The 20,047-nt window shown below is 57.2% G+C and carries 17 protein-coding genes and 1 pseudogene; 8 read left to right on the plus strand and 10 right to left on the minus strand.

The genetic code is table 11. The annotated features are described in order from the left end of the window. Positions 1 to 86 precede the first annotated feature (86 nt). From lldD to KO1_RS06915, 4 genes are all read right to left on the minus strand, one after another. Positions 87 to 1,310, minus strand: coding sequence for an FMN-dependent L-lactate dehydrogenase LldD (lldD, locus tag KO1_RS06900; protein ID WP_004116380.1), 1,224 nt, complete (start codon positions 1,308 to 1,310; stop codon positions 87 to 89). Next, entirely contained in the window at positions 1,310 to 2,083 is a 774-nt protein-coding gene (gene lldR / locus KO1_RS06905) for a transcriptional regulator LldR (RefSeq protein WP_004106838.1), read from the minus strand. Before lldR ends, lldD begins: the two co-directional genes overlap by 1 nt. Continuing rightward, positions 2,080 to 3,735 carry an L-lactate permease gene (gene lldP, locus KO1_RS06910; protein ID WP_004106831.1) on the minus strand — a complete coding sequence of 552 codons (1,656 nt, stop codon included), beginning with the start codon at positions 3,733 to 3,735 and terminating at the stop codon, positions 2,080 to 2,082. The genes lldR and lldP overlap by 4 nt, the downstream gene beginning before the upstream one ends. A gap of 476 nt (positions 3,736 to 4,211) precedes the next feature. Beyond that, positions 4,212 to 4,574, minus strand: a complete 363-nt coding sequence (locus tag KO1_RS06915) for a YibL family ribosome-associated protein (protein WP_004106830.1) — start codon at positions 4,572 to 4,574, stop codon at positions 4,212 to 4,214. 275 nt (positions 4,575 to 4,849) lie between these two features. Between KO1_RS06915 and KO1_RS06920 the strand changes: the two genes are divergently transcribed. Continuing rightward, the gene (locus KO1_RS06920) at positions 4,850 to 5,074 is read left to right on the plus strand and encodes a hypothetical protein (protein ID WP_004106828.1); all 225 of its coding nucleotides are present in this window, start codon (positions 4,850 to 4,852) and stop codon (positions 5,072 to 5,074) included. Here the strand turns inward: KO1_RS06920 and mtlR are convergent. The 3 genes from mtlR to mtlA all read right to left on the minus strand — a co-directional run bounded on the left by mtlR (position 5,063) and on the right by mtlA (position 8,838). Next, positions 5,063 to 5,659: a mannitol operon repressor MtlR gene (gene mtlR, locus KO1_RS06925; protein ID WP_024274809.1), complete on the minus strand. Its 597-nt coding sequence runs from the start codon at positions 5,657 to 5,659 to the stop codon at positions 5,063 to 5,065. The genes KO1_RS06920 and mtlR overlap by 12 nt on opposite strands. Next, entirely contained in the window at positions 5,656 to 6,804 is a 1,149-nt protein-coding gene (mtlD, locus tag KO1_RS06930) for a mannitol-1-phosphate 5-dehydrogenase (protein ID WP_004106824.1), read from the minus strand. Before mtlD ends, mtlR begins: the two co-directional genes overlap by 4 nt. A 123-nt stretch (positions 6,805 to 6,927) precedes the next feature. After that, a complete protein-coding gene (mtlA, locus tag KO1_RS06935; protein ID WP_004106823.1) occupies positions 6,928 to 8,838 on the minus strand; it encodes a PTS mannitol transporter subunit IICBA in 1,911 nt (636 codons plus the stop codon). 536 nt (positions 8,839 to 9,374) lie between these two features. On the opposite strand from mtlA, the gene KO1_RS06940 reads away from it, so the two are divergent. The 5 genes from KO1_RS06940 (at position 9,375) to selB (ending at position 14,914) form a co-directional block, all read left to right on the plus strand. Next, a complete protein-coding gene (locus tag KO1_RS06940; RefSeq protein ID WP_047720526.1) occupies positions 9,375 to 9,746 on the plus strand; it encodes a DUF3302 domain-containing protein in 372 nt (123 codons plus the stop codon). A gap of 3 nt (positions 9,747 to 9,749) precedes the next feature. After that, positions 9,750 to 10,886 carry an HlyD family secretion protein gene (locus KO1_RS06945; protein WP_004106821.1) on the plus strand — a complete coding sequence of 379 codons (1,137 nt, stop codon included), beginning with the start codon at positions 9,750 to 9,752 and terminating at the stop codon, positions 10,884 to 10,886. Positions 10,887 to 10,977: 91 nt separating this feature from the next. Further along, on the plus strand, positions 10,978 to 11,586 hold the full coding sequence (locus KO1_RS06950) for a glutathione S-transferase (RefSeq protein WP_004116363.1): 609 nt from the start codon (positions 10,978 to 10,980) through the stop codon (positions 11,584 to 11,586). A 95-nt stretch (positions 11,587 to 11,681) separates the two neighbouring features. Next, positions 11,682 to 13,070: an L-seryl-tRNA(Sec) selenium transferase gene (selA, locus tag KO1_RS06955; protein ID WP_047720527.1), complete on the plus strand. Its 1,389-nt coding sequence runs from the start codon at positions 11,682 to 11,684 to the stop codon at positions 13,068 to 13,070. Further along, positions 13,067 to 14,914, plus strand: coding sequence for a selenocysteine-specific translation elongation factor (selB, locus tag KO1_RS06960; protein WP_004106815.1), 1,848 nt, complete (start codon positions 13,067 to 13,069; stop codon positions 14,912 to 14,914). The genes selA and selB overlap by 4 nt, the downstream gene beginning before the upstream one ends. Before the next feature lie 68 nt (positions 14,915 to 14,982). Here the strand turns inward: selB and KO1_RS06965 are convergent, their stop codons facing one another. Next, a complete protein-coding gene (locus KO1_RS06965) occupies positions 14,983 to 15,306 on the minus strand; it encodes a hypothetical protein (RefSeq protein ID WP_016807717.1) in 324 nt (107 codons plus the stop codon). Positions 15,307 to 15,488: 182 nt separating this feature from the next. Between KO1_RS06965 and KO1_RS28050 the strand changes: the two are divergent. After that, a pseudogene (locus KO1_RS28050) lies at positions 15,489 to 15,587 on the plus strand (IclR family transcriptional regulator); the annotation flags it as partial. Between the two features lie 118 nt (positions 15,588 to 15,705). Beyond that, complete coding sequence (locus tag KO1_RS06970; RefSeq protein WP_016807718.1) at positions 15,706 to 16,194, plus strand: 4Fe-4S dicluster domain-containing protein; 489 nt, start codon at positions 15,706 to 15,708, stop codon at positions 16,192 to 16,194. An 84-nt stretch (positions 16,195 to 16,278) separates the two neighbouring features. Here the strand turns inward: KO1_RS06970 and avtA are convergent, their stop codons facing one another. Further along, positions 16,279 to 17,535: a valine--pyruvate transaminase gene (gene avtA / locus KO1_RS06975; RefSeq protein ID WP_047720528.1), complete on the minus strand. Its 1,257-nt coding sequence runs from the start codon at positions 17,533 to 17,535 to the stop codon at positions 16,279 to 16,281. A gap of 174 nt (positions 17,536 to 17,709) precedes the next feature. Then, positions 17,710 to 19,740: an alpha-amylase gene (locus tag KO1_RS06980; RefSeq protein WP_047720529.1), complete on the minus strand. Its 2,031-nt coding sequence runs from the start codon at positions 19,738 to 19,740 to the stop codon at positions 17,710 to 17,712. Positions 19,741 to 20,047 lie beyond the last annotated feature (307 nt).

Here is a 20,047-nt window from a genome sequence, read left to right on the forward strand (position 1 = left end):
GGCTAACCCTCACCCCGACCCTCTCGCGGAAAGGGAGCGGGAGCAAACCGGCGCCAGCCTGTGAGCCGGATGGCCCGACGAGGAAGTTAACCCGCCTGCCGGACGGTTCCTTCAGGGTTAGAGGTAACCGCCGCATTCCCCGCCTTAATAACATCAAAAGTCCGCAGCGCATCGGCGTTTTGCACCAGGGATTCACGACTGATTTCGCCGATGGTTTTCGTCCCGGTCAGCGTCATCGCCACCTTCATCTCTTTTTCGATCAGGTTCAGCAGATTGGCGACACCCTGCTTGCCGTGCGTGGCCAGCGCATACAGATAAGCGCGGCCCAGCAGCACGCTATCGGCGCCGAGGGCAATCATGCGCACGACATCGAGGCCGTTGCGGATGCCGCTATCGGCGAGAATCGTAATGTCGCCTTTAACCGCATCGGCAATCGCGGGCAGGGCGCGGGCGGAAGAGAGCACCCCATCAAGCTGGCGGCCGCCGTGGTTAGACACCACGATGCCATCTGCGCCGAAGCGCACCGCGTCGCGGGCATCTTCCGGATCGAGGATCCCCTTGATCACCATCGGGCCATCCCAAAATTCACGGATCCACTCAAGGTCTTTCCAGGAAATCGAGGGATCGAAGTTATTCGCCAGCCAGCCGATGTAATCCTCCAGGCCGGTCGGCTTGCCGAGGTAGGCGGAGATGTTGCCTAAATCATGTGGGCGGCCGTTTAATCCGACGTCCCATGCCCACTGCGGATGGGTCACGGCCTGCCAGTAGCGGCGCATCGCCGCGTTCGGGCCGCTCATCCCGGAGTGAGCATCGCGATAGCGTGCGCCGGGGGTCGGCATATCGACGGTAAAGACCAGCGTTGAACAACCCGCCGCCTTCGCGCGCTCCAGCGCGTTGCGCATAAAGCCGCGGTCGCGCAGAACGTACAGCTGGAACCACATCGGACGCTTAATGGTCGGGGCAACTTCTTCTATCGGGCAGACGGAAACGGTAGAGAGGGTGAAGGGTATGCCTTTCTCATCCGCTGCGCCGGCGGCCTGCACTTCACCACGGCGCGCGTACATCCCGCACAGCCCAACCGGCGCCAGCGCCGTTGGCATCGCCAGCTTCTCATTGAATAAGGTGGTTTCCAGGCTCAGATCCGACATATTGCGCAGAATGCGCTGGCGCAGGGCCACGTCGGAGAGATCCTCAACGTTGCGGCGCAGGGTGTGCTCGGCGTAAGCGCCGCCGTCGATGTAGTGGAACAGGAACGGTGGCAGGATACGCTGTGCGGCGGCGCGGTAGTCGCTGGCGGCGGAAATAATCATCACAAGTTCTCCCTGGAATTGTCGTTATGGTCACCGGGCAGGCGGGTAATTCGCGCCTGGCGGGCCTGGTCTTCATCAAAACGTTTGATGGTGGCGTGAACGAAGCCCAAATGGGCCATCATCGCCTGTCTGGCACCTTCCGGGTCACCGGCGACAATCGCCTCCATGACCGCCAGGTGCTGTTCGGTGAGGCGAGCGAATACCGGCGGGACGAGATACATCCGCTGGCGGCTCTCCTTGACTGAGGATTGTAAGAGGTCAAAAAAACCGCGCATGGTTTGCAGGAGCACCACGTTGTGCGAGGCTTCGGCGATCGCCAGGTGGAAGCGGACATCGGCCTGCGAGGCCAGGTCCGGGTCTTCACTTTGGGTGGCTTCAAAGCAGAGGCGGATTTTCTCTTTTTCGGCATCGGTTGCCCGCATTGCCGCATGCCAGGCGGTGCTGGCTTCAATAGCATGACGGGCTTCGAGGATATCAAAGCTGTAATCGGGGTCGTCGGAGAGCAGCGTCTTCAGCGGTTGAACGATGTTTTGCTCCGACCACGCTTCGTGCTGCCAGCGCACGAAGGTGCCGCCGCCGCGACGGCTGAGCAGCACCCCTTCGTTGACTAACATCGCCAGCGCTTCGCGCAGAGAATTGCGCGATACGCCGAGCTGCGTTGCCAGCTGGCGCTCGGCGGGCAATCGCATGCCCGCCTCCAGCTTTTGTTCTTCAATCAGCGCCCGCACGCGACGGGCGACGTCGTCGGCAAGGCGTTTTGGCATCACTATCACGGGATCATCCAGGTTAAGACATACGCCTGCAGCGTGGTGATGACGCCGACCATACAGGTGAAAATCAGGCTGTGTTTGACGGTAAAGCGGAACAGATCGGACTCCTTACCCACCAGGCCGACCGCCGCACAGGCGATGGCGATCGACTGCGGGGAGATCATTTTCCCGGTCACGCCGCCGGTGGTATTTGCTGCGACCAGCAGGATATCGGAGACGCCAATCTGCTGGGCCGCAGTGGCCTGCAGCGCGGCAAAAAGCGCGTTAGACGAGGTATCTGAACCGGTCAGGAATACCCCCAGCCAACCGAGGAACGGCGAGAAGAAGGTAAATGCATGGCCGGTGTGCGCCAGCGCCAGCGCCAGCGTTGAGGATAGACCGGAATAGTTGGAAATAAAGGCGAACGCCAGCACCATGCCGATGGAGTAAATCGGCAACGCCAGCTCTCTCAGCGTGCTGCCAAAGGTGGAAATCGCATCTTTTGGCTTCATGCGCAGCCAGACGATGGAAAGCAGCGCGGCGAACAGGATCGCGGTGCCGGTGGCGGAGAGCCAGTCAAATTTATAGACCGCGGCATATGGCGTGGCTTCGCTAACCACCGGCGGCATGCGCGCTACCATCTTGTCGAGGAACGGCACGGAAATATTAATCACAAAATCGTACATTGCGCCGCCGGGAGCGAAGAGCGCTTTGAACGGCGGCACGCTCCACAGGGTCACGGTGGCGGTCAGAAACAGGAACGGTGTCCAGGCGCGAATCACCTGTCCCGGCGTGTAGTGCGTGCGCGCCAGGTTCATATCGACCTGCGATGCGCCCATATCGCCGAAGCGAAAGATGCGTACCGGCTGCCAGCGTTTGAGGAACAGCGTCAGACAGACCAGCGATACCAGCGAAGAGATAATGTCCGGCAGCTCCGGGCCGAGGAAGTTTGAGCTGAGGTACTGAGCGATAGCAAAGGAGCCGCCGGCAACCATGACCGCAGGCCAGGTCTCTTTAATGCCGCGCCAGCCGTCCATAATCGCCATGATCCAGAACAGCACGATGATGGTCAGAAACGGCAGCTGGCGGCCGACCATCTGGCCAATTTCAAAGCTGTCGAGTCCCGTAACCTGCCCGGCGACCAGAATCGGAATGCCCATCGCGCCAAACGCCACCGGCGCGGTATTAACGATCAGGCACAGGCCCGCCGCATACAGCGGGTTAAAGCCGAGTCCTACCAGCAGCGCTGCGGTGATGGCGACCGGCGCGCCAAAACCGGCGGCCCCTTCAAGGAAGGCGCCGAAGGAGAAACCGACGATCAGCATTTGCAGACGCTGGTCCGGAGTAATCGATAAGATCGATGAGCGGATAATGTCGAACTGCCCGGTTTTCACCGAAATTTTATAGACGAAGACCGCGGCGATAATAATCCACGCGATTGGCCACAGGCCGTAGAAGAACCCGTAGATGACGGAGGCCAGCGCGTGGTCAACCGGCATCTTGTAGAACAGCAGGGCGACGGAGAGCGCAATGACCACGGTCCAGGTCGCAGCGACGTACCCTTTCAGCTTGAGCTTAATCAGGGCAAAAAAGAAAAACAGAATCGGTAGCGATGCGATAAGACTCGATAGCCAGATGTTGCCGGCCGGATCGTAATTTTGTTGCCAGAGGTTCATGCAGGTCTCCATCGGGCCGCCATGATGCCGTGCTGAGTCTTGTGCTCTTAGCAGGTCACATCATTTGTAAAATTGGCCCAGCCAAATTGCGATTGTAGGATTAACGACAAGGAATGGTTAATCAAATGTTATTGCTGGGCAATATGATTGTGACGGAAAATGATGGATATGTGAACCATTAGAGGGTTTAAGAAATAATTGGTAGGGCCAATTGGGGCGGTGAATAGCGTTAGAATCAGAATAGATCCCGGAGGCGATGCAGCGCATCTGTCCGGGCTACCGTCTCGCAGAGGGCTGTGAACCCGTAGCCCGGTCAGCACAACGCCACCGGGAGGCAGCGGCGCCGTTACACCAGGTTCGGCACATTTCCCGGAGGCGATGCTGCGCATCTGCCCGGGCTACCCTCTCGCAGAGGGCAGTGAACCCGTAGCCCGGCTAAGCGTAGCGCGAGCCGGGAGATTCACGGGATGAAAATATCAGAACTCGGTTTTTGAGAAGCCGGTCATCTCTTTGAGGCCCATTTCGCGTCCCAGCGCGGTCATCGGGTGGACAACGACTAAACCGCGTACGCTTTTCTTAAGCTTGCCCATATCGGCCTGCTCTTTTTTGGTGATGGCGCGGCGATGCGGCATGCTCATCAGCTTTTGCGCTTCTTTGCTCAGCTTCTGGCCCTGAACCTCACGCAGGCGGACGAGCTCCGTCTCAATGGTGGTTTTCTCTTTTTCCAGTTCGGCGTACTTGTCAGCAGCTTCGACCAGTGACAGCTCGGCCTGCTGGTGGCGGATAGCATCAAGACGATCGCTCAGGCGCTTAATTTCGTTTTTTTCGACTTCTTTCATGGTGGTTTAATCTATTAAGAAAGGGGCATTATCAGACTATAGTATGTGCTGTCGCTTGGGTTGTGGGTAGTTATTTATCAAAACGACGCCATTTTTTTACCCTTAACAGGCGTAACGGCACAATATAACTTATTGAAAATTATTCCTGTTTCAAGGCAGAGTTGGCGAATACTCATTTCTGTGAAGCCTGTCGGCTGTTAAGCACGTTTTCCTCATCTGAAACGCTATTTTTGGCTAATCCTTAATAGGATCATTCCCCAGCAGAGGAGAGCGTGATGGCGAAAATAGGCGACGGCGTACCGCGTATTATTGATAAAGCCGTAGATTTTATGGCTTCAAGTCAGGCTTTTATGGAATATCTAAAAAAATCTCCGCGTTTGCAGCATATACCGCCGGATATTCCGGCTGATAAAGAAGCGCTGTTTCTGCGACGTCTTGAGTATTATCGTCAGCTTTATCGGCCGACGTGCGACCAGCAAGAGTCAGAATCAGAGCGTTGATTTTTGAAAGGCTTTTTTTAAGCTGATTTTAGAAATCAGCTCGGTCAGAGAAAGCATCATTGTTGAACGTACGACCTGCTGGTAGCGCAGCTTTTGCATTGCCAGCAGCTCCGCATCGCTATCATCGAATTGCGGCGTGGGCGGCAGGGCGGCGACGCAGTGCAGCTCGCCAAACGGTCCGAGGATCTCATCGTCGGTAAAACTGTACTCATTACCATCGTGATTCAACTCTTCGCGCATGGCCATCAGCAGTTCGGCATCTTCATATTCGGCGCGGCTAATCACCCCAAGGCCGTAGATCAGCTTCAGGCGTACGGAAAGGTCGCCCAGCGGCCCGTCGCCGTCCAGCAACGGCTCCACTGCGTATTTCACCGCGTAGTCGTCTTTACGGAATACCTGAAGCACCAGGATATTGACCGCTTCCGTAAGCAGTTCAACGGCGGCGATCAGGAAGCTTCGTACGGTTTTGCCAGCATTCAGACGTTCAAGCACACGGTTTTCAAATGCCTGTGTTTCTTCCATTATTGCCTGCATATCTGACATAAGTAATGGGCGCGGTTCGGACCGCGCCAGGTCTTGCCTCATTTGGTCGCGTTGTAGTCGTTAACGGCTTCCGCCACCACTTCGCTTGCCGCGTCCAGACCAGAAATCTGCGCCAGCGCGGCCTGTGGGCCTTTCTCGGCAATCAGCGCCGCCAGTTCCTGCGCCTGCGGATCGTCTTCGCTGCGGAAGTGCATCGCCGCGGCGATCCCTTTCAGCAGATTCCGGTGCGGCAGGCCGTATTCCAGCGTACCAAGCAGCGGCTTAATTAAACGGTCGCCAGCGCTCAGTTTACGCAGCGGCTGGCGGCCAACGCGCTCAACGTCATCTTTCAAATACGGGTTCTCAAAGCGACCGAGAATTTTCTGGATGTAAGCAGCATGCTTCTGCGCGTCAAAGGCATAGCGTTTAATCAGCACCGCGCCGCTCTCTTCCATGGCCCCTTTAACCACAGCGCGAATCTTCTCATCAAGAATCGCGTCACGGATGGTCTGATGACCCGCCAGTTTTCCGAGGTAGGCGGTTATAGCATGTCCGGTGTTTAAGGTGAATAGCTTACGTTCGACAAATGCCATCAGGTTATCGGTTAATTCCATACCGGGGATGTTCGGCAGTTCGCCTTTGAACTGGGTCTTGTCGACAATCCACTCGCTGAAGGTTTCCACGGTGACTTCCAGCGGATCGTGAGTAGCGGAAGCCGATGGCGGAACGATGCGGTCAACGGCGGAATCAACGAAGCCGACGTTGGCTTCAACCCAGGCTTTATCTTCTTCGCCCAGGGCGTTAAAGACATGTCCCTTCAGCTGGGTGGTACCGCGGACCATGTTCTCGCAGGCGATGATGTTGAGCGGGGCAGTAACCCCCTGCGCTTTACGTTTGACCAGGCCTTTGGCAATCGCCGGGGCGATGCGTTCCAGCACGACCGGGCCGACGGCGGTGGTCACCAGATCCACGCTGGCAATCAGCTCGACAACTTCGTCGCCGATGCTGCTGACGGCGTCAACGCCGGAAACGGTATCGACCTGCTCATTCTCGCCGACCACGTGAACCTGATAGCTATGACGGGCATTCAGGGCATCAAGCACGACCTGATTTACATCCGCGAACGTCAGCTGTATCCCCGCGTCCGCCAGCAGTTTGCCGATAAAACCACGACCGATATTACCTGCGCCAAAATGTAATGCTTTCATAGTATTAACCTTCAATTAATGTTTTTACCTGAGAGGGTTCGGGTGAGGCTTTTCCCTCACCCGAACCCTCTCCCCACGAATGAGGAGAGGCGGGCGTTGCCCGGCGCACTGCCGGGCAACAGGTTACGCTTTCAGCAGCGTCAGAACTTCTTCAACGCTGGTGGTTTTCGCCAGACGCTCAATCACCGACTCATCGTCCAGCGCGTTGGTCAGGCTGGTAATCACCTGGATATGCTCGTTATTACGGGCGGCGATACCGATAACCAGGCGAGCCACCTCATCCTCTTCTTCACCAAAGCGCACGCCTTCCGGGTACTGGCAGAAGACGATGCCGGTTTTCAGAACGCGGTCTTTGGCTTCAATGGTGCCGTGCGGTACCGCAATGGACTCACCCAGATAGGTGGAGGTCAGCTTTTCACGATCCAGCATCGCCTGGACGTATTCCGGTTCAACGTAGCCGCCTTTCACCAGCTGTTCGCCGGCAAACAGAATCGCTTCTTCTTTCGTTGCCGCTTTACGACCGAGGAAGATGTTCTCCGCGCCGAGTTTGAACAGGTTGGTGTCAGACGCGTCGAAGCTGTCTTTCAGGCTATCGCGAACTTTCTCTTCGTTATCCGTGTGGCGCTGCGCCGCAACCAGACGTTCGGTCAGGCTGGTGTACAGGCCGCTGTCGAGGAAGTTAGTCAACGAAATATGCTGCGCCTGCGGCACCTGGCGCATCGCACGCTCGGTCAGGTCGCGGTGGGTGATGACCAGGTCAACATCCGGCGGCAGGTTGTTGATCGCACAGTTGGTGACGGAGATATTACTCAGTCCGGCATCGTGCACTTTTTTACGCAGCACGCCTGCGCCCATTGCGCTGGAGCCCATACCGGCATCGCAGGCAACGATGATTTTACGCACGTGGCTCAGGTCGTTAGCCACGTCTCCCGCGGCCAGCGGAGTGGCGCCGCCTTTGGACTGCGCTTTCATATCCTGCATACGGCGGGTTGCGGCCTCAATATCATCTTCTTCTTTAACTTTGCTGGTTTTCAGCAGCACGGCTGAAACCACGAAGGAGACGGCCATGGCGGCAACAATCGCGGCGATGTTAGCGAAGTAGGCGCCTTTCGGCGTCATTGCCAGCACGGCGAGGATGGAGCCCGGAGAGGCCGGAGAAACCAGACCGCCGTTGAGAAGGGTCAGGGTAAACACGCCGGTCATACCGCCGAGGATAACCGCCAGAATCAGGCGCGGGTTCATCAGCACGTACGGGAAGTAAATTTCGTGAATACCGCCGAGGAAGTGGATAATTGCCGCACCGCCCGCAGACTGTTTCGCGCTACCGCGACCAAAGAACATGTACGCCAGCAGGACGCCCATCCCCGGACCCGGGTTGGCTTCAATCAGGAAGAAAATAGATTTGCCGAGATCGTGAGACTGCTGGATACCCAGCGGCGAGAAGATACCGTGGTTGATGGCGTTATTGAGGAACAGGATTTTTGCCGGTTCAACAAAGATAGACGCCAGCGGCAGCATGTCGTGCGCCACCATGAAGTTAACGCCCGCAGCCAGGATTTTCGACAGAACTTCAACCGCCGGGCCAATGCCGAGGAACGCCAGGATAGCGAGGATCATACCGATGATGCCTGCGGAGAAGTTATTCACCAGCATCTCAAAACCGGACTTGATCTTACCGTCTACCCACACGTCGAATTTTTTAATAGCCCAGCCGCCCAGTGGACCGGCGATCATGGAGCCGAGGAACATCGGCATATCCGCGCCGACGATAACGCCCATGGTGGTAATCGCGCCGACTACGCCGCCGCGCTCGCCGCCAACCAGCTTACCGCCGGTATAACCGATCAGCAGCGGCAGCAGATAGGTGATCATCGGACCGACCAGCTTCGCCAGCGTTTCGTTCGGTAACCATCCTGTCGGAATGAATAGTGCGGTGATAATACCCCACGCGATAAACGCGCCGATATTTGGCATCACCATATTGCTGAGGAAACGACCAAAGCTTTGCACTTTGATCTTGATATCGGATGACATAAAACACCCCTTCTTCTGTTTTTGCTATCGGCAGGCTGAAAGCCCGAGGCTTGTTGTTAATAAGGCGGCAGAGGTAGCCGGGCCCTGAGTGATAGTGCGAAATCTGGCACTGAATCGTTAAGCTGTCCAGTCGATGGATTTTTATGTGACTTGGATCACATGAATATAGGGCGACGAGGGTCTTTTGTAGTGATCTTCGTCACAAAATTGGTGTGTAAAAAAACAACAGACCCGGTTTTAAGGGGGGATAATGCATTTTTATGTGATTAAAATCACAAATTTACTTTGACTTTTTGTTATTTATTTGTGATGTGCATCACAAAATATTTTCACCTGGATTTTCCCTGATGTGATCTCGCGCAGGTTATACCGCGTTCTGCTTGCTGATGCGTCATTCAGCAACGTGAGGGCTTAAAGAACATTTTAGTCGTCAATGGCGAAAATGAAACGGGTGAATTATGCTCAATTTGTCCGCCCTTTTTTTTGTCGGGCCCGGCATACATCCTGGAAATAATTAGCGTAAATCCGAGGAAATTATGTTTCTCAATTATTTTGCGCTCGGCGTTCTGATCTTTGTATTTCTGGTGATTTTTTATGGAATCATCATTCTCCATGATATTCCTTATCTGATCGCGAAGAAACGTAACCACCCGCATGCCGATGCCATTCACGTTGCGGGTTGGGTGAGTCTTTTTACTCTGCACGTTATCTGGCCGTTTTTATGGATCTGGGCCACGCTTTATCGGCCTGAACGCGGCTGGGGGATGCAGCACTCGCGGGATGAGATGTCGCCGGAGGCGACGGAAAGCGAGGATGAACTTAGCGAACTGCGGCAACGGGTTATTGCGCTTGAAAAGCAGATAACGGGTATTCAGCCATCTACCCAATCCCCTACGGTGGAGAAATAACTCATGGATCTGCTGATTATTTTAACCTACGTGGCGATAGCCTGGTCGATATTTAAAATATTTAAGATCCCGGTAAATAAATGGACGGTTCCCACCGCGGCGCTGGGCGGCGTATTAATTGTTAGCGCGCTTATTTTATTAATGAACTACAACCATCCTTATACCTTCACTGCGCAGAAGGCGGTGATTTCTATTCCGATTACCCCGCAGGTTACCGGAGTGGTCAGCAGCGTTACGGATAAAGCCAATCAACGAGTTAAAAAGGGAGAGGTGCTGTTTACCATCGACCCGACACGTTATCAGGCGCGGGTCGACAGACTCCAGGCCGATCTTGTGACCGCGCTGCACAGTATCAATACCCTTAAAGCCCAGCTTTCTGAGGCTCAGGCCAACACCACGCGCGTTTCGGCGGAGCGCGACCGTCTGTATAAGGATTATCAGCGCTACCTGAAAGGAAGCCAGGCGCGGGTTAATCCGTTTTCGGAAAGCGATATCGATAATGCCCGGCAAAACTACCTCGCCCAGGATGCGATGGTGAAAGGATCGGTGGCGGAGCAGGCGCAAATTCAGAGTCAGCTCGACAGCATGGTTAACGGCGAGCAGTCTCAGATAGTGAGCCTCCGCGCGCAGCTGGCGGAGGCGAAATATAATCTTGACCAGACCACCGTGCGCGCGCCCAGCGACGGTTATATTACCCAGGTCCTGATTCGTCCCGGTACCTATGCCGCCTCGCTGCCTCTGCGGCCGGTGATGGTCTTTATTCCGCAACAGAAACGCCTCATCGTGGCGCAGTTCCGGCAAAATTCGCTGCTCAGGCTGGAGCAGGGCGACGATGCCGAAGCGGTGTTCAACGCGCTGCCGGGACAGGTCTTTCGCGGCAAACTGGTAAGTATCCTGCCGGTCGTGCCGGGCGGAACATACCAGGCGCAGGGCACGCTGCAGGCACTGACGGTGACGCCGGGTACCGATGGCGTGCTGGCGACCATTGAGCTGGAGCCCAACGCTGCCGTCGACGCTCTGCCTGACGGGATCTATGCCCAGGTGGCGGTTTACTCCGATCATTTCACCCACGTTTCGGTGATGCGTAAAGTGCTACTGCGCATGACCAGCTGGATGCACTATCTCTATCTGGACCATTAGCGGGGTCAGTCTGGCATGGGGTGATTTCTCTCTCTGCTATTTGCCTGCGCCTGCGCCATACTTATTACTTTGTTGGCGAAAGGAGCAGGCAATGAAACTGATCGGCAGCTACACCAGTCCCTTTGTGCGCAAAATTTCCGTCATACTGCTGGAAAAAGCGATCCCCTTTGAGTTCGTCAACGAATTCCCTTACCACGAGACTAACGGCGTGGCGCAGTATAATCCGCTGGGAAAAGTGCCCGCGCTGGTCACCGATGACGGCGACTGCTGGTACGATTCTCCCATTATTGCTCAATACCTGGAGCTGCTCGGCATCGCCCCGGCTATGCTGCCTGCGGAACCGAAAGCCGCGCTGAAACTGCGTCAAATTGAGGCGCTGGCTGATGGGGTGATGGAGGCCGCGCAAACTCTGGTACGGGAGAAAGCGCGGCCAGCGGCGCAGCAGTCGGAAAGTGAACTGCTGCGCCAGCGCGAAAAGGTCGCGCGCGGTCTCGATGCGCTGGAAGGCTATGCGAGTGACGGAACGTTGCGCCCTGATGAGGTTAATCTGGCGACCATCTCCGCAGCCTGCGCCATCGCTTATCTCAATTTCCGCCGCGTCGCGCCAGGCTGGTGCGCCACCCGACCGAAGCTGGTCCGTCTGGTGGATTCCCTCTTTCAGCGCGCCAGCTTTGCGCGCACCGAACCGCCGGTGAGTTGACCCAGGCAGGTAACAGTTTTCTCGTGAAGGGATTACAATTGCTGCTCATTTGTTGACTCCCTCTCCCGTCGGGAGGGGGGAAAATAGGCTCATTCATGACTACCGAGATTCGTGCGCTTTATACCCGGCTTCCGGCCATCGACCGTTTACTCCGCGATCCCGCATTCTCGCCGCTGCTGATGCAATATGGTCACTCCCAGACGGTGGCGCTGCTGCGCCAGATGCTGGACGAGGCGCGGGAAAATATCCGTCAGAACCAGGCGCTGCCGGGCTGGTGCGATGACTGGATGCAGGAAACGACGAGGCGGCTGGCGCTGACGCAGCAGAGCGCGCTGCGTCCGGTTTTTAACCTGACCGGTACCGTGTTGCACACCAATCTTGGCCGGGCGATTCAGGCGGAAGCGGCGGTTGAGGCGGTTGCCCGGGCGATGCGCGCGCCGGTGACGCTGGAATACGATCTTGATGATGCCGGACGCGGCCACCGCGACCGAGCGCTCGCCGACCTCCTGTGCCGTATCACCGGTGCGGAAGACGCCTGTATCGTCAATAACAACGCGGCGGCGGTACTGCTGATGCTGGCGGCGACCGCCGGCGGCAGCGAGGTGGTGGTGTCGCGCGGTGAGCTGGTGGAGATCGGCGGCGCGTTCCGTATTCCTGACGTGATGCGCCAGGCGGGCTGCGTTCTGCATGAAGTCGGTACCACTAACCGCACCCACGCGAAAGATTATCGTCAGGCGGTGAACGACAATACCGGCCTGCTGATGAAGGTGCATACCAGCAACTACAGCATTGAGGGCTTCACGAAAGCGGTCGATGAAGCGGAGCTGGCCGAGCTGGGGCGCGAGTTGAATATCCCGGTGGTGGCCGATCTCGGTAGCGGTTCGCTGGTAGATTTAAGCCAGTACGGCCTTCCGAAAGAGCCGATGCCGCAGGAGATGATTGCCGCAGGCGTCAGCCTGGTGAGCTTCTCAGGCGATAAACTGCTGGGGGGCCCGCAGGCGGGAATCATCGTCGGCAAAAAATCGCTAATCGCCCGTTTGCAGAGCCATCCGCTCAAGCGCGCCCTGCGGGCGGATAAAATGACCCTCGCGGCCCTGGAAGCCACGCTGCGCCTCTATCTGCACCCGGAAAAGTTGGCCGCAGAGCTGCCGACTCTACGCCTGCTGACTCGTCAGGCGGATGATATTCGTCAGCAGGCCGAACGTATACGAACGGCTCTGGTCGCGCATTATGCTGATTTTGACCTGCGGGTTGAGCCATGCCTGTCGCAGATCGGCAGCGGCTCGCTGCCGGTGGACCGCTTGCCCAGCGCGGCGTTGACGTTGACTCCGCGCGATGGTCGCGGCAGCCAGCTGGAGGCCCTGGCGGCACGCTGGCGTCTGCTGTCCGTGCCGGTTATTGGCAGGATCTATGATGGCCGCCTGTGGCTGGACCTGCGCTGTCTTGAGGATGAAACCCGGTTTATGGAGATGTTACTGAGATGATTATTGCCACCGCCGGACACGTTGATCACGGCAAAACCACGTTGCTGCAGGCGATAACCGGCATCAACGCCGATCGCCTGCCGGAAGAGAAAGCGCGCGGGATGACAATCGATCTGGGCTACGCCTACTGGCCGCAGCCTGACGGGCGGGTACTGGGGTTTATCGACGTACCCGGTCACGAAAAGTTTTTGTCCAACATGCTGGCCGGTGTCGGCGGTATCGATCACGCGCTGCTGGTGGTGGCCTGCGATGATGGGGTGATGGCGCAGACGCGCGAACATCTGGCGATCCTCCAGCTTACCGGGCAGCCGACGTTAACCGTCGCGCTGACCAAAGCTGACCGCGTAGAAGCAACTCGGATCGAGGAGGTAAAGGCGGAAATCGATGCGGCGCTGGCGGAGTTCGGCTTTACCGGCGCGACCCTGTTTACCGTCGCGGCGACGGAAGGGCGGGGCATTGACGAGTTGCGCGAGCATCTCCTGCGCCTTGCCGCGCGCGCGCATCCGCAGCATCAGCGTTTTCGCCTGGCGATCGACCGGGCATTTACCGTCAAAGGCGCGGGGCTGGTGGTTACCGGGACGGCGCTATCCGGCGAGGTCAACGTTGGCGAGACGCTGTGGCTGACCGGCGTGGATAAACCGATGCGCGTGCGCGGTCTGCACGCGCAAAATCAGCCGGTTGAGCAGGCCCGAGCCGGCCAGCGTATTGCCCTGAATATTGTCGGCGATGCGCAAAAAGAGGACCTCAATCGCGGCGACTGGCTGCTCTCGGTACAGCCCCCGGAAGCCTGTGACCGGGTCATTGTCGAGCTCCAGTGCCACACGCCGCTTAGCCAGTGGCAGCCGCTGCATATCCACCACGCCGCCAGCCATATTACCGGCCGGGTGTCGCTGCTTGAAGGCGCGCTGGCGGAGCTGGTCCTCGATACGCCGCTGCGGCTGGCGGATAATGACCGTCTGGTGCTCCGCGATATTTCCGCGCGCCTGACGCTCGCCGGTGCGCGAGTGGTTACGCTCAATCCGCCGCGCCGGGGCAAGCGTAAGCCGGAGTATTTACAGTGGCTGCACGCGCTGGCTGCTGCGCAAAGCGATGACGTCCAGGCGCTGGATATTCACCTTCAGCGCGATGCGGTGCGTCTCGATGATTTCGCCTGGGCGCGTCAGCTCAGTAGCGATGGCCTCAACGCCCTGATTAACCGCCCTGACTATCTACAGGCGGGAAAGAGCCTGTTGAGCGCCCCGCTCGCCGCTCGCTGGCAGCGCAAGCTGCTTGAAGCCCTCGCGCGCTATCACGATCAGCATCGCGATGAGCCGGGACCGGGCCGCGAACGGCTGCGGCGTATTGCGCTGCCGATGGAAGATGAAGCGCTGGTGCTGCTGCTGATTGAGCAAATGCGAGAAAGCGGTATTGTTCATAGCCACCACGGCTGGCTGCATCTGCCGGAACATAAAGCGGGCTTTACCGACGAGCAGCAGGCCATCTGGCAGCGGGTCGCCGGGCTGTTTGCCGATGAGCCCTGGTGGGTTCGCGATCTGGCGCGGGAAGCCTGCGTGGAAGAGTCGTTAATGCGTGCGGTGCTTCGCCAGGCGGCGCAGCAGGGGATGATTACCGCGATCGTCAAAGATCGCTACTATCGCAACGATCGGATCGTGGAGTTTGCCAAAATGATCCGTGAACTGGATCTGGAAAGGGGTTCAACCTGCGCGGCGGATTTCCGCGATACGCTGAACGTCGGGCGCAAGCTGGCGATTCAGATCCTCGAGTATTTTGACCGCATCGGTTTTACTCGCCGTCGCGGTAACGACCATATTCTTCGGGATAAGGCATTGTTCATAAAAGAATAAACAGAAGTTGCCGGAGGCGCCTGGCCGGGCTATCAGGTCTGGTCTGATGGCCCGGGCAGCGGGTTGCATTAACCCCGATCGGTGGAAGAGATGCGCAGAGTCAGCGGGCGAAACTGGCCGTAAATCCATAATCCGAGCCAGGCCAGGCTGCCGACGATGCCGGTCAACACCAGCGCCAGGATGAAGCAGAAGATCGGGCTGATAATAATCGCGCTGAAGCCATGGACAGCTTCTCCGTTCCAGCGCAGCGTCAGTAAATTGACGCCAACCGCCGCGAGAATGCCGTTTAAAAGGCCGAGCGGCACTAATGAGCAGGTCAGGCCGATAAGCAGGATTTTATAAATACTGCCCGCGCTCATTTTTTTTAAAGAAACGGTAATGAATTCATCCATAAATCAAAAGATCCTGTTCTAAAACACCGGGAGACATGACGTCGCTTGCGCCATCAGACGCCCGCTAGCAGCGGGGGGCGGGAGAAAGTATGTGGCCTGGGAGCGAGGGGGGTCAATCTGAAAATAGCCCGCTTATTGCTGCTTCTGAGTTCGTTTCTCTGTTGTTACCCTGATTTGCACTGCGCCCTGAAATGGCGGGAGAGAAGCGTTTACTCAAACCGCTGCGCGAGACGGCAGAGGCGATTTCTCGCGAACTGGGCTTTTCCGTGCGGGAAGGCTAAGGCAGATGACCTAATTGTCCCGGGCTTCTGAGAGAAAACGCCGCTGACTCCATTCAGGATCAAGGCGCGGAAGCGGCTTTTTCTGGCACTCTGCATTTTTATCCCTAATGGAGCAAGGATGAACCGGTTTATTATCGCGGATGCGCAAAAGTGCATCGGCTGCCGTACCTGTGAAGTCGCCTGCGTGGTGTCCCATCAGCAGAATCAGGATTGTTCTGGCGTATCCGCTACGCGCTTTGCACCGCGGATCCGCGTGGTAAAGAATGATGAACTTTCGACGGCGACGTTGTGCCGCCAGTGTGAAGATGCGCCCTGCGCCAACGTCTGCCCCGAGGGCGCTATCCGCCGAGAAAATTCGGTCTGGCGCGTGGATCAGCGCCGCTGTATTGGGTGCAAAAGCTGCATGGTGGCGTGCCCCTATGGCGCGATGACGGTGATGCGGGTGGAGGAGGGCGTACAGGCGCTGAAGTGCGATTTGTGCAGCCATCGTGAAGAGGGCCCGGCCTGCGTGGCGGCATGCCCGACGCAGGCGCTACGCTGCATAGAGCCCATGGAGCTGGAAAGAATAGCCGCTGAACGTCGCCAGCGGATGGCGCTGGCGATGTAGCGTATTTCTCGTAGACGGCGCTACGCGCCTGTCGGGGCTACTGATCGGCAGACGATGGTGGCCCCGCCGGTCTGCTGATGCACATTACGCGTCCTGTTCGCTCCATGCGCGTTCAACTTCTTCGGCGAGAATCTTCACGCCCGCTTCAATCTTCTCCGGATCCGGCACGTAGTTCATGCGCATGCACTGATGCGTGTGCGGCCACGGCTTATCCAGCCCCGGGAAGAAATAGTCGCCTGGCACCATCAGGACGCCGCGCTTTTTCAGGCGCTGGTACAGCAGCTCGGTAGATATCGGCAAATCTTTAAACCACAGCCAGAGGAAAATGGCCCCTTCCGGCTTATGAATCAAGCAGCGATCTTCCGGCAGGTAGCGGCGAATAATAGCGATAGTCTCCTGAACGCGCTGGTAGTAGAACGGCTTAATCACCGTTTCCGACAGGCGCAGCAGGTCGTTGCGTTTAATCATCTCGCACATCATGGCCGGCCCCATTCCACCGGGGGCGAGGCTGATAATGCCGTTCATATTGCTGATGGCGGTGATGATTTTTTCGTTAGCGATGATAATCCCGCAGCGGCTGCCCGGCAGGCCAAGCTTGGAGAGGCTCATGCACAGGACGATATTCGGATTCCACAGCGGTCGGGCGTCGCTGAAAATAATGCCCGGGAACGGAACGCCGTAGGCATTATCGATAACCAACGGGATGCCGTGCTGATTGGCCAGCGCATCGAGCTTGATCAGCTCATCATCGGTGATCACGTTACCGGTTGGGTTGGTGGGACGGGAAACGCAGATCATTCCCGTTTCGTCCGTCACCTGCAAATGTTCGAAATCCACATGGTATTTAAACTGGCCTTCCGGCAGCAGTTCAATGTTCGGGCGAGTGGCGACAAACAGCTCTTCTTCGAGGCCGGAGTCGGCGTAGCCGATATACTCAGGCGTCAATGGAAACAGCACTTTACGCGTGGTTCCATCCGCGCGACGTCCTGCGAAGAGGTTAAACAAGTAGAAAAACGCGCTCTGACTGCCGTTTGTCAGTGCAATATTCTGCGGCTCGATCTCCCAACCCAGTTCATCACGCAGCATTTGCGCCAGCAGGGTCAGCAGCTCGCTTTTACCCTGCGGGCCGTCATAATTGCAAAGCGCATCAAGGGCTTTGCCGTTATTCAGCATGTCGCTCAGCAGGCTGTGGAAGTAATCATTCATTTCCGGAATCTGTGCGGGATTGCCGCCGCCCAGCATGATGGCGCCTGGCGTACGCAGGCCGTCATTGAGGTCTTCCATCAAGCGGGTGATGCCCGAATGACGGGTAAATTTGTCGCCAAAAAGTGAAAATGTCATCGCGATTAGTCTGTCGGTATCCCAGGAAAGTGGGTAACCATAACGCCAGCGCAGACAGGGTGCAAATCGAGGTATCAGGAAGATAATTCGTTTTTATGCTTTGAGGTAGATGATTTTTGGTCGTTTATCCTGAAAAGGCTCCCGCGATCGCCGGGGGAGCCGCTCATCAAAAAGCTACTGCTGTCCTGCCCACACCACCATGACTTTGTCATCACCGCTCTCGCGGATAAAGCCGTAGCCTGTCGCCATCGATAGCGTGGTTTGTTTACCCATACCAATGGCCGGATGACGGGCGCGGAACTGGCCCAGTTTCTCCCAGTGAGTCACGCTGCGCGCGGCTTTGCCGTTGATGTCCTGCCAGTTCATATCTGAACGCGTTCCCTGAAGCGGGTCGGAGCCGGTCGGACCGAATGGCCGTGAGGATTCATCGCCGTAGTAGATCTGCACTGCGCCAGGCGCAAGCAGCAGCAGTTCCGCCGCCTTGCTACCGCCTTCACGGAACAGGCTGGTATCGTGCGAAGAGAGGTAGCTTAAGACGTTGAAACCCTGGAGCTTCTCCGCCATTTGTTGCCAGGTCAGATCCATATTGGCCAGGCAGCTTGTCGCTTTTGCTGCCTGATCCTGATAATCAAAGTTCAGCATGGCATCAAAGCCGTGACGATAGTAGTCGCTCTGCATCACGCCGTGGCCCCAGGCTTCGCCGGTCATCCAGAACGGGGCGTTATCCAGCGCTTTATCCGGATTGGCTTTTTTCCATTCCGCCAGCGCTTCACTGGCCTGGGTTTTTAGCTGCAGCCAGGCCGCCTGCTCGACGTGTTTGGCGGTATCAACCCGGAAACCGTCGATGCCATAATCGCGTACCCATTGGCTCAGCCAGTGGGTCAAATAATCGCGCGGCGTGTAGCCGGGGATCGCTTTAGCGGCGGTATCCGGCTTATGGCGATAGAAGTTCGGCAAGCCGGAGGGCTCCGTGGATTCGGTTTTCAGATCCGGCAGGAAGGCCAGCGACATGGTCAGATCGTCAAAGCCGGGGTTGTCGTAATCGCCGATATCGGTGCGGATCCATTTTTTACCCCACCATTTCTCCCATCCGGCTTTGTCGCTGAAGTTAATGTAGTCGTTAAAACTGTGCCAGCTCTGTCCCGCGCGAGGCTTCCAGTCGGTCCAGCGCTCTCCGAGCGTCTTTTTCAGTTCGTCACCCTGGATGTACAGCGAGCCAAACTGAAACTCCTGCATATCGGCCAGGGTCGCGTAGCCGGTATGGTTCATCACCACGTCGAACAGAATGCGAATCCCGCGCTTGTGGGCCTCGTCTACGAGACGGCGCAAATCGTCTTCCGTCCCCATATTGGCATCCAGCTTAGTCCAGTCCTGGGTGTAGTAGCCGTGATAGGCATAATGCGGGAAATCACCTTTCGTACCGCCGCCGACCCAGCCGTGGATTTGCTCCAGCGGAGAACTGATCCAGAGCGCGTTAACGCCGAGCTGCTGGATGTAATCAAGTTTGCTGGTCAGGCCCTGCAGGTCGCCGCCGTGGAAGGTGCCGATTTCCTGCATGCCGTCTTTGCGGCGGCCATAGCTATTGTCGTTGGCCGGGTTGCCGTTAACAAAGCGATCGGTCAGAACGAAATAGACGGTGGCGTTGTGCCAGTTGAACGGCGCGGCGGATTCGGTTTCCGCGCGCTCAAGCAGCAGAAGACCATTGCTGTTAAACGCCGGCTGGAGGGTAATTTTACCGCCGCTGACGGTCGCGATATTGCCGCTGTAAAAGTCGCGAACTTTACTGCCTTCGGCAAAGGATTTACTGACGTCAATGGTCAGCGGCTTGCCATCCCATTTCGGACACTGCTTGATCTGCGGCGCGGCGGCAGCGGACTGTTTCTCCTCAAGGGAGACCATCAGGGTTGGCGTACCCGAACGGGTGTCCACTTCCAGGGTATAGCGCCCGTCGCGAAAGATGCGCCACTGCGGCACCGGGTCGCGACAGGGTTCCATCGACAGCATCTGGTTGAGCTTGATCATGCCAGCGGGCTGCCAGCACTGTTGGTCAAAATTAATTCGCAGCGGGCGCGTACCCTTTGCTACCTCGTTTTGACTGATAAATCTGCCGGTGCCCTCTTCGGTGAAGGCGGGGAAGTCTGCGGTAGTCCAGGCGGCGAAGGCCATCCCAGGCAACAGCAGCGACGCAAGCGCAGCGAGTTTCATTGCGGAGTCCTGTAGGCGGTGTTTTGTTCAGTTTGCGCGTCTACCCGCCTGATGAACTCATCCCGGCCGCGCTTTTCCAGGGAGGATGAAAAGGGGTGAGTGATCGCGCTCAAAAAATGCTCAGAAAATGAGACGGCGCTAGCATTTTTGCGCCTTCGCAGGCTGGCAGAAACCGATTTCAGGTGACACCATTTCGGAATTGGACTATTTCTGTGGGTGCGTCATCTGGGTATTTTTGATACTATTCGCGATTCAACTATCGATTTTTTGTGAAAAACAAGGCGTTGGAATGATTGCATCCGACCAG

The organism is Klebsiella oxytoca NBRC 105695 (assembly GCF_001598695.1).
Classification (GTDB): Bacteria; Pseudomonadota; Gammaproteobacteria; order Enterobacterales; family Enterobacteriaceae; genus Klebsiella; species Klebsiella oxytoca.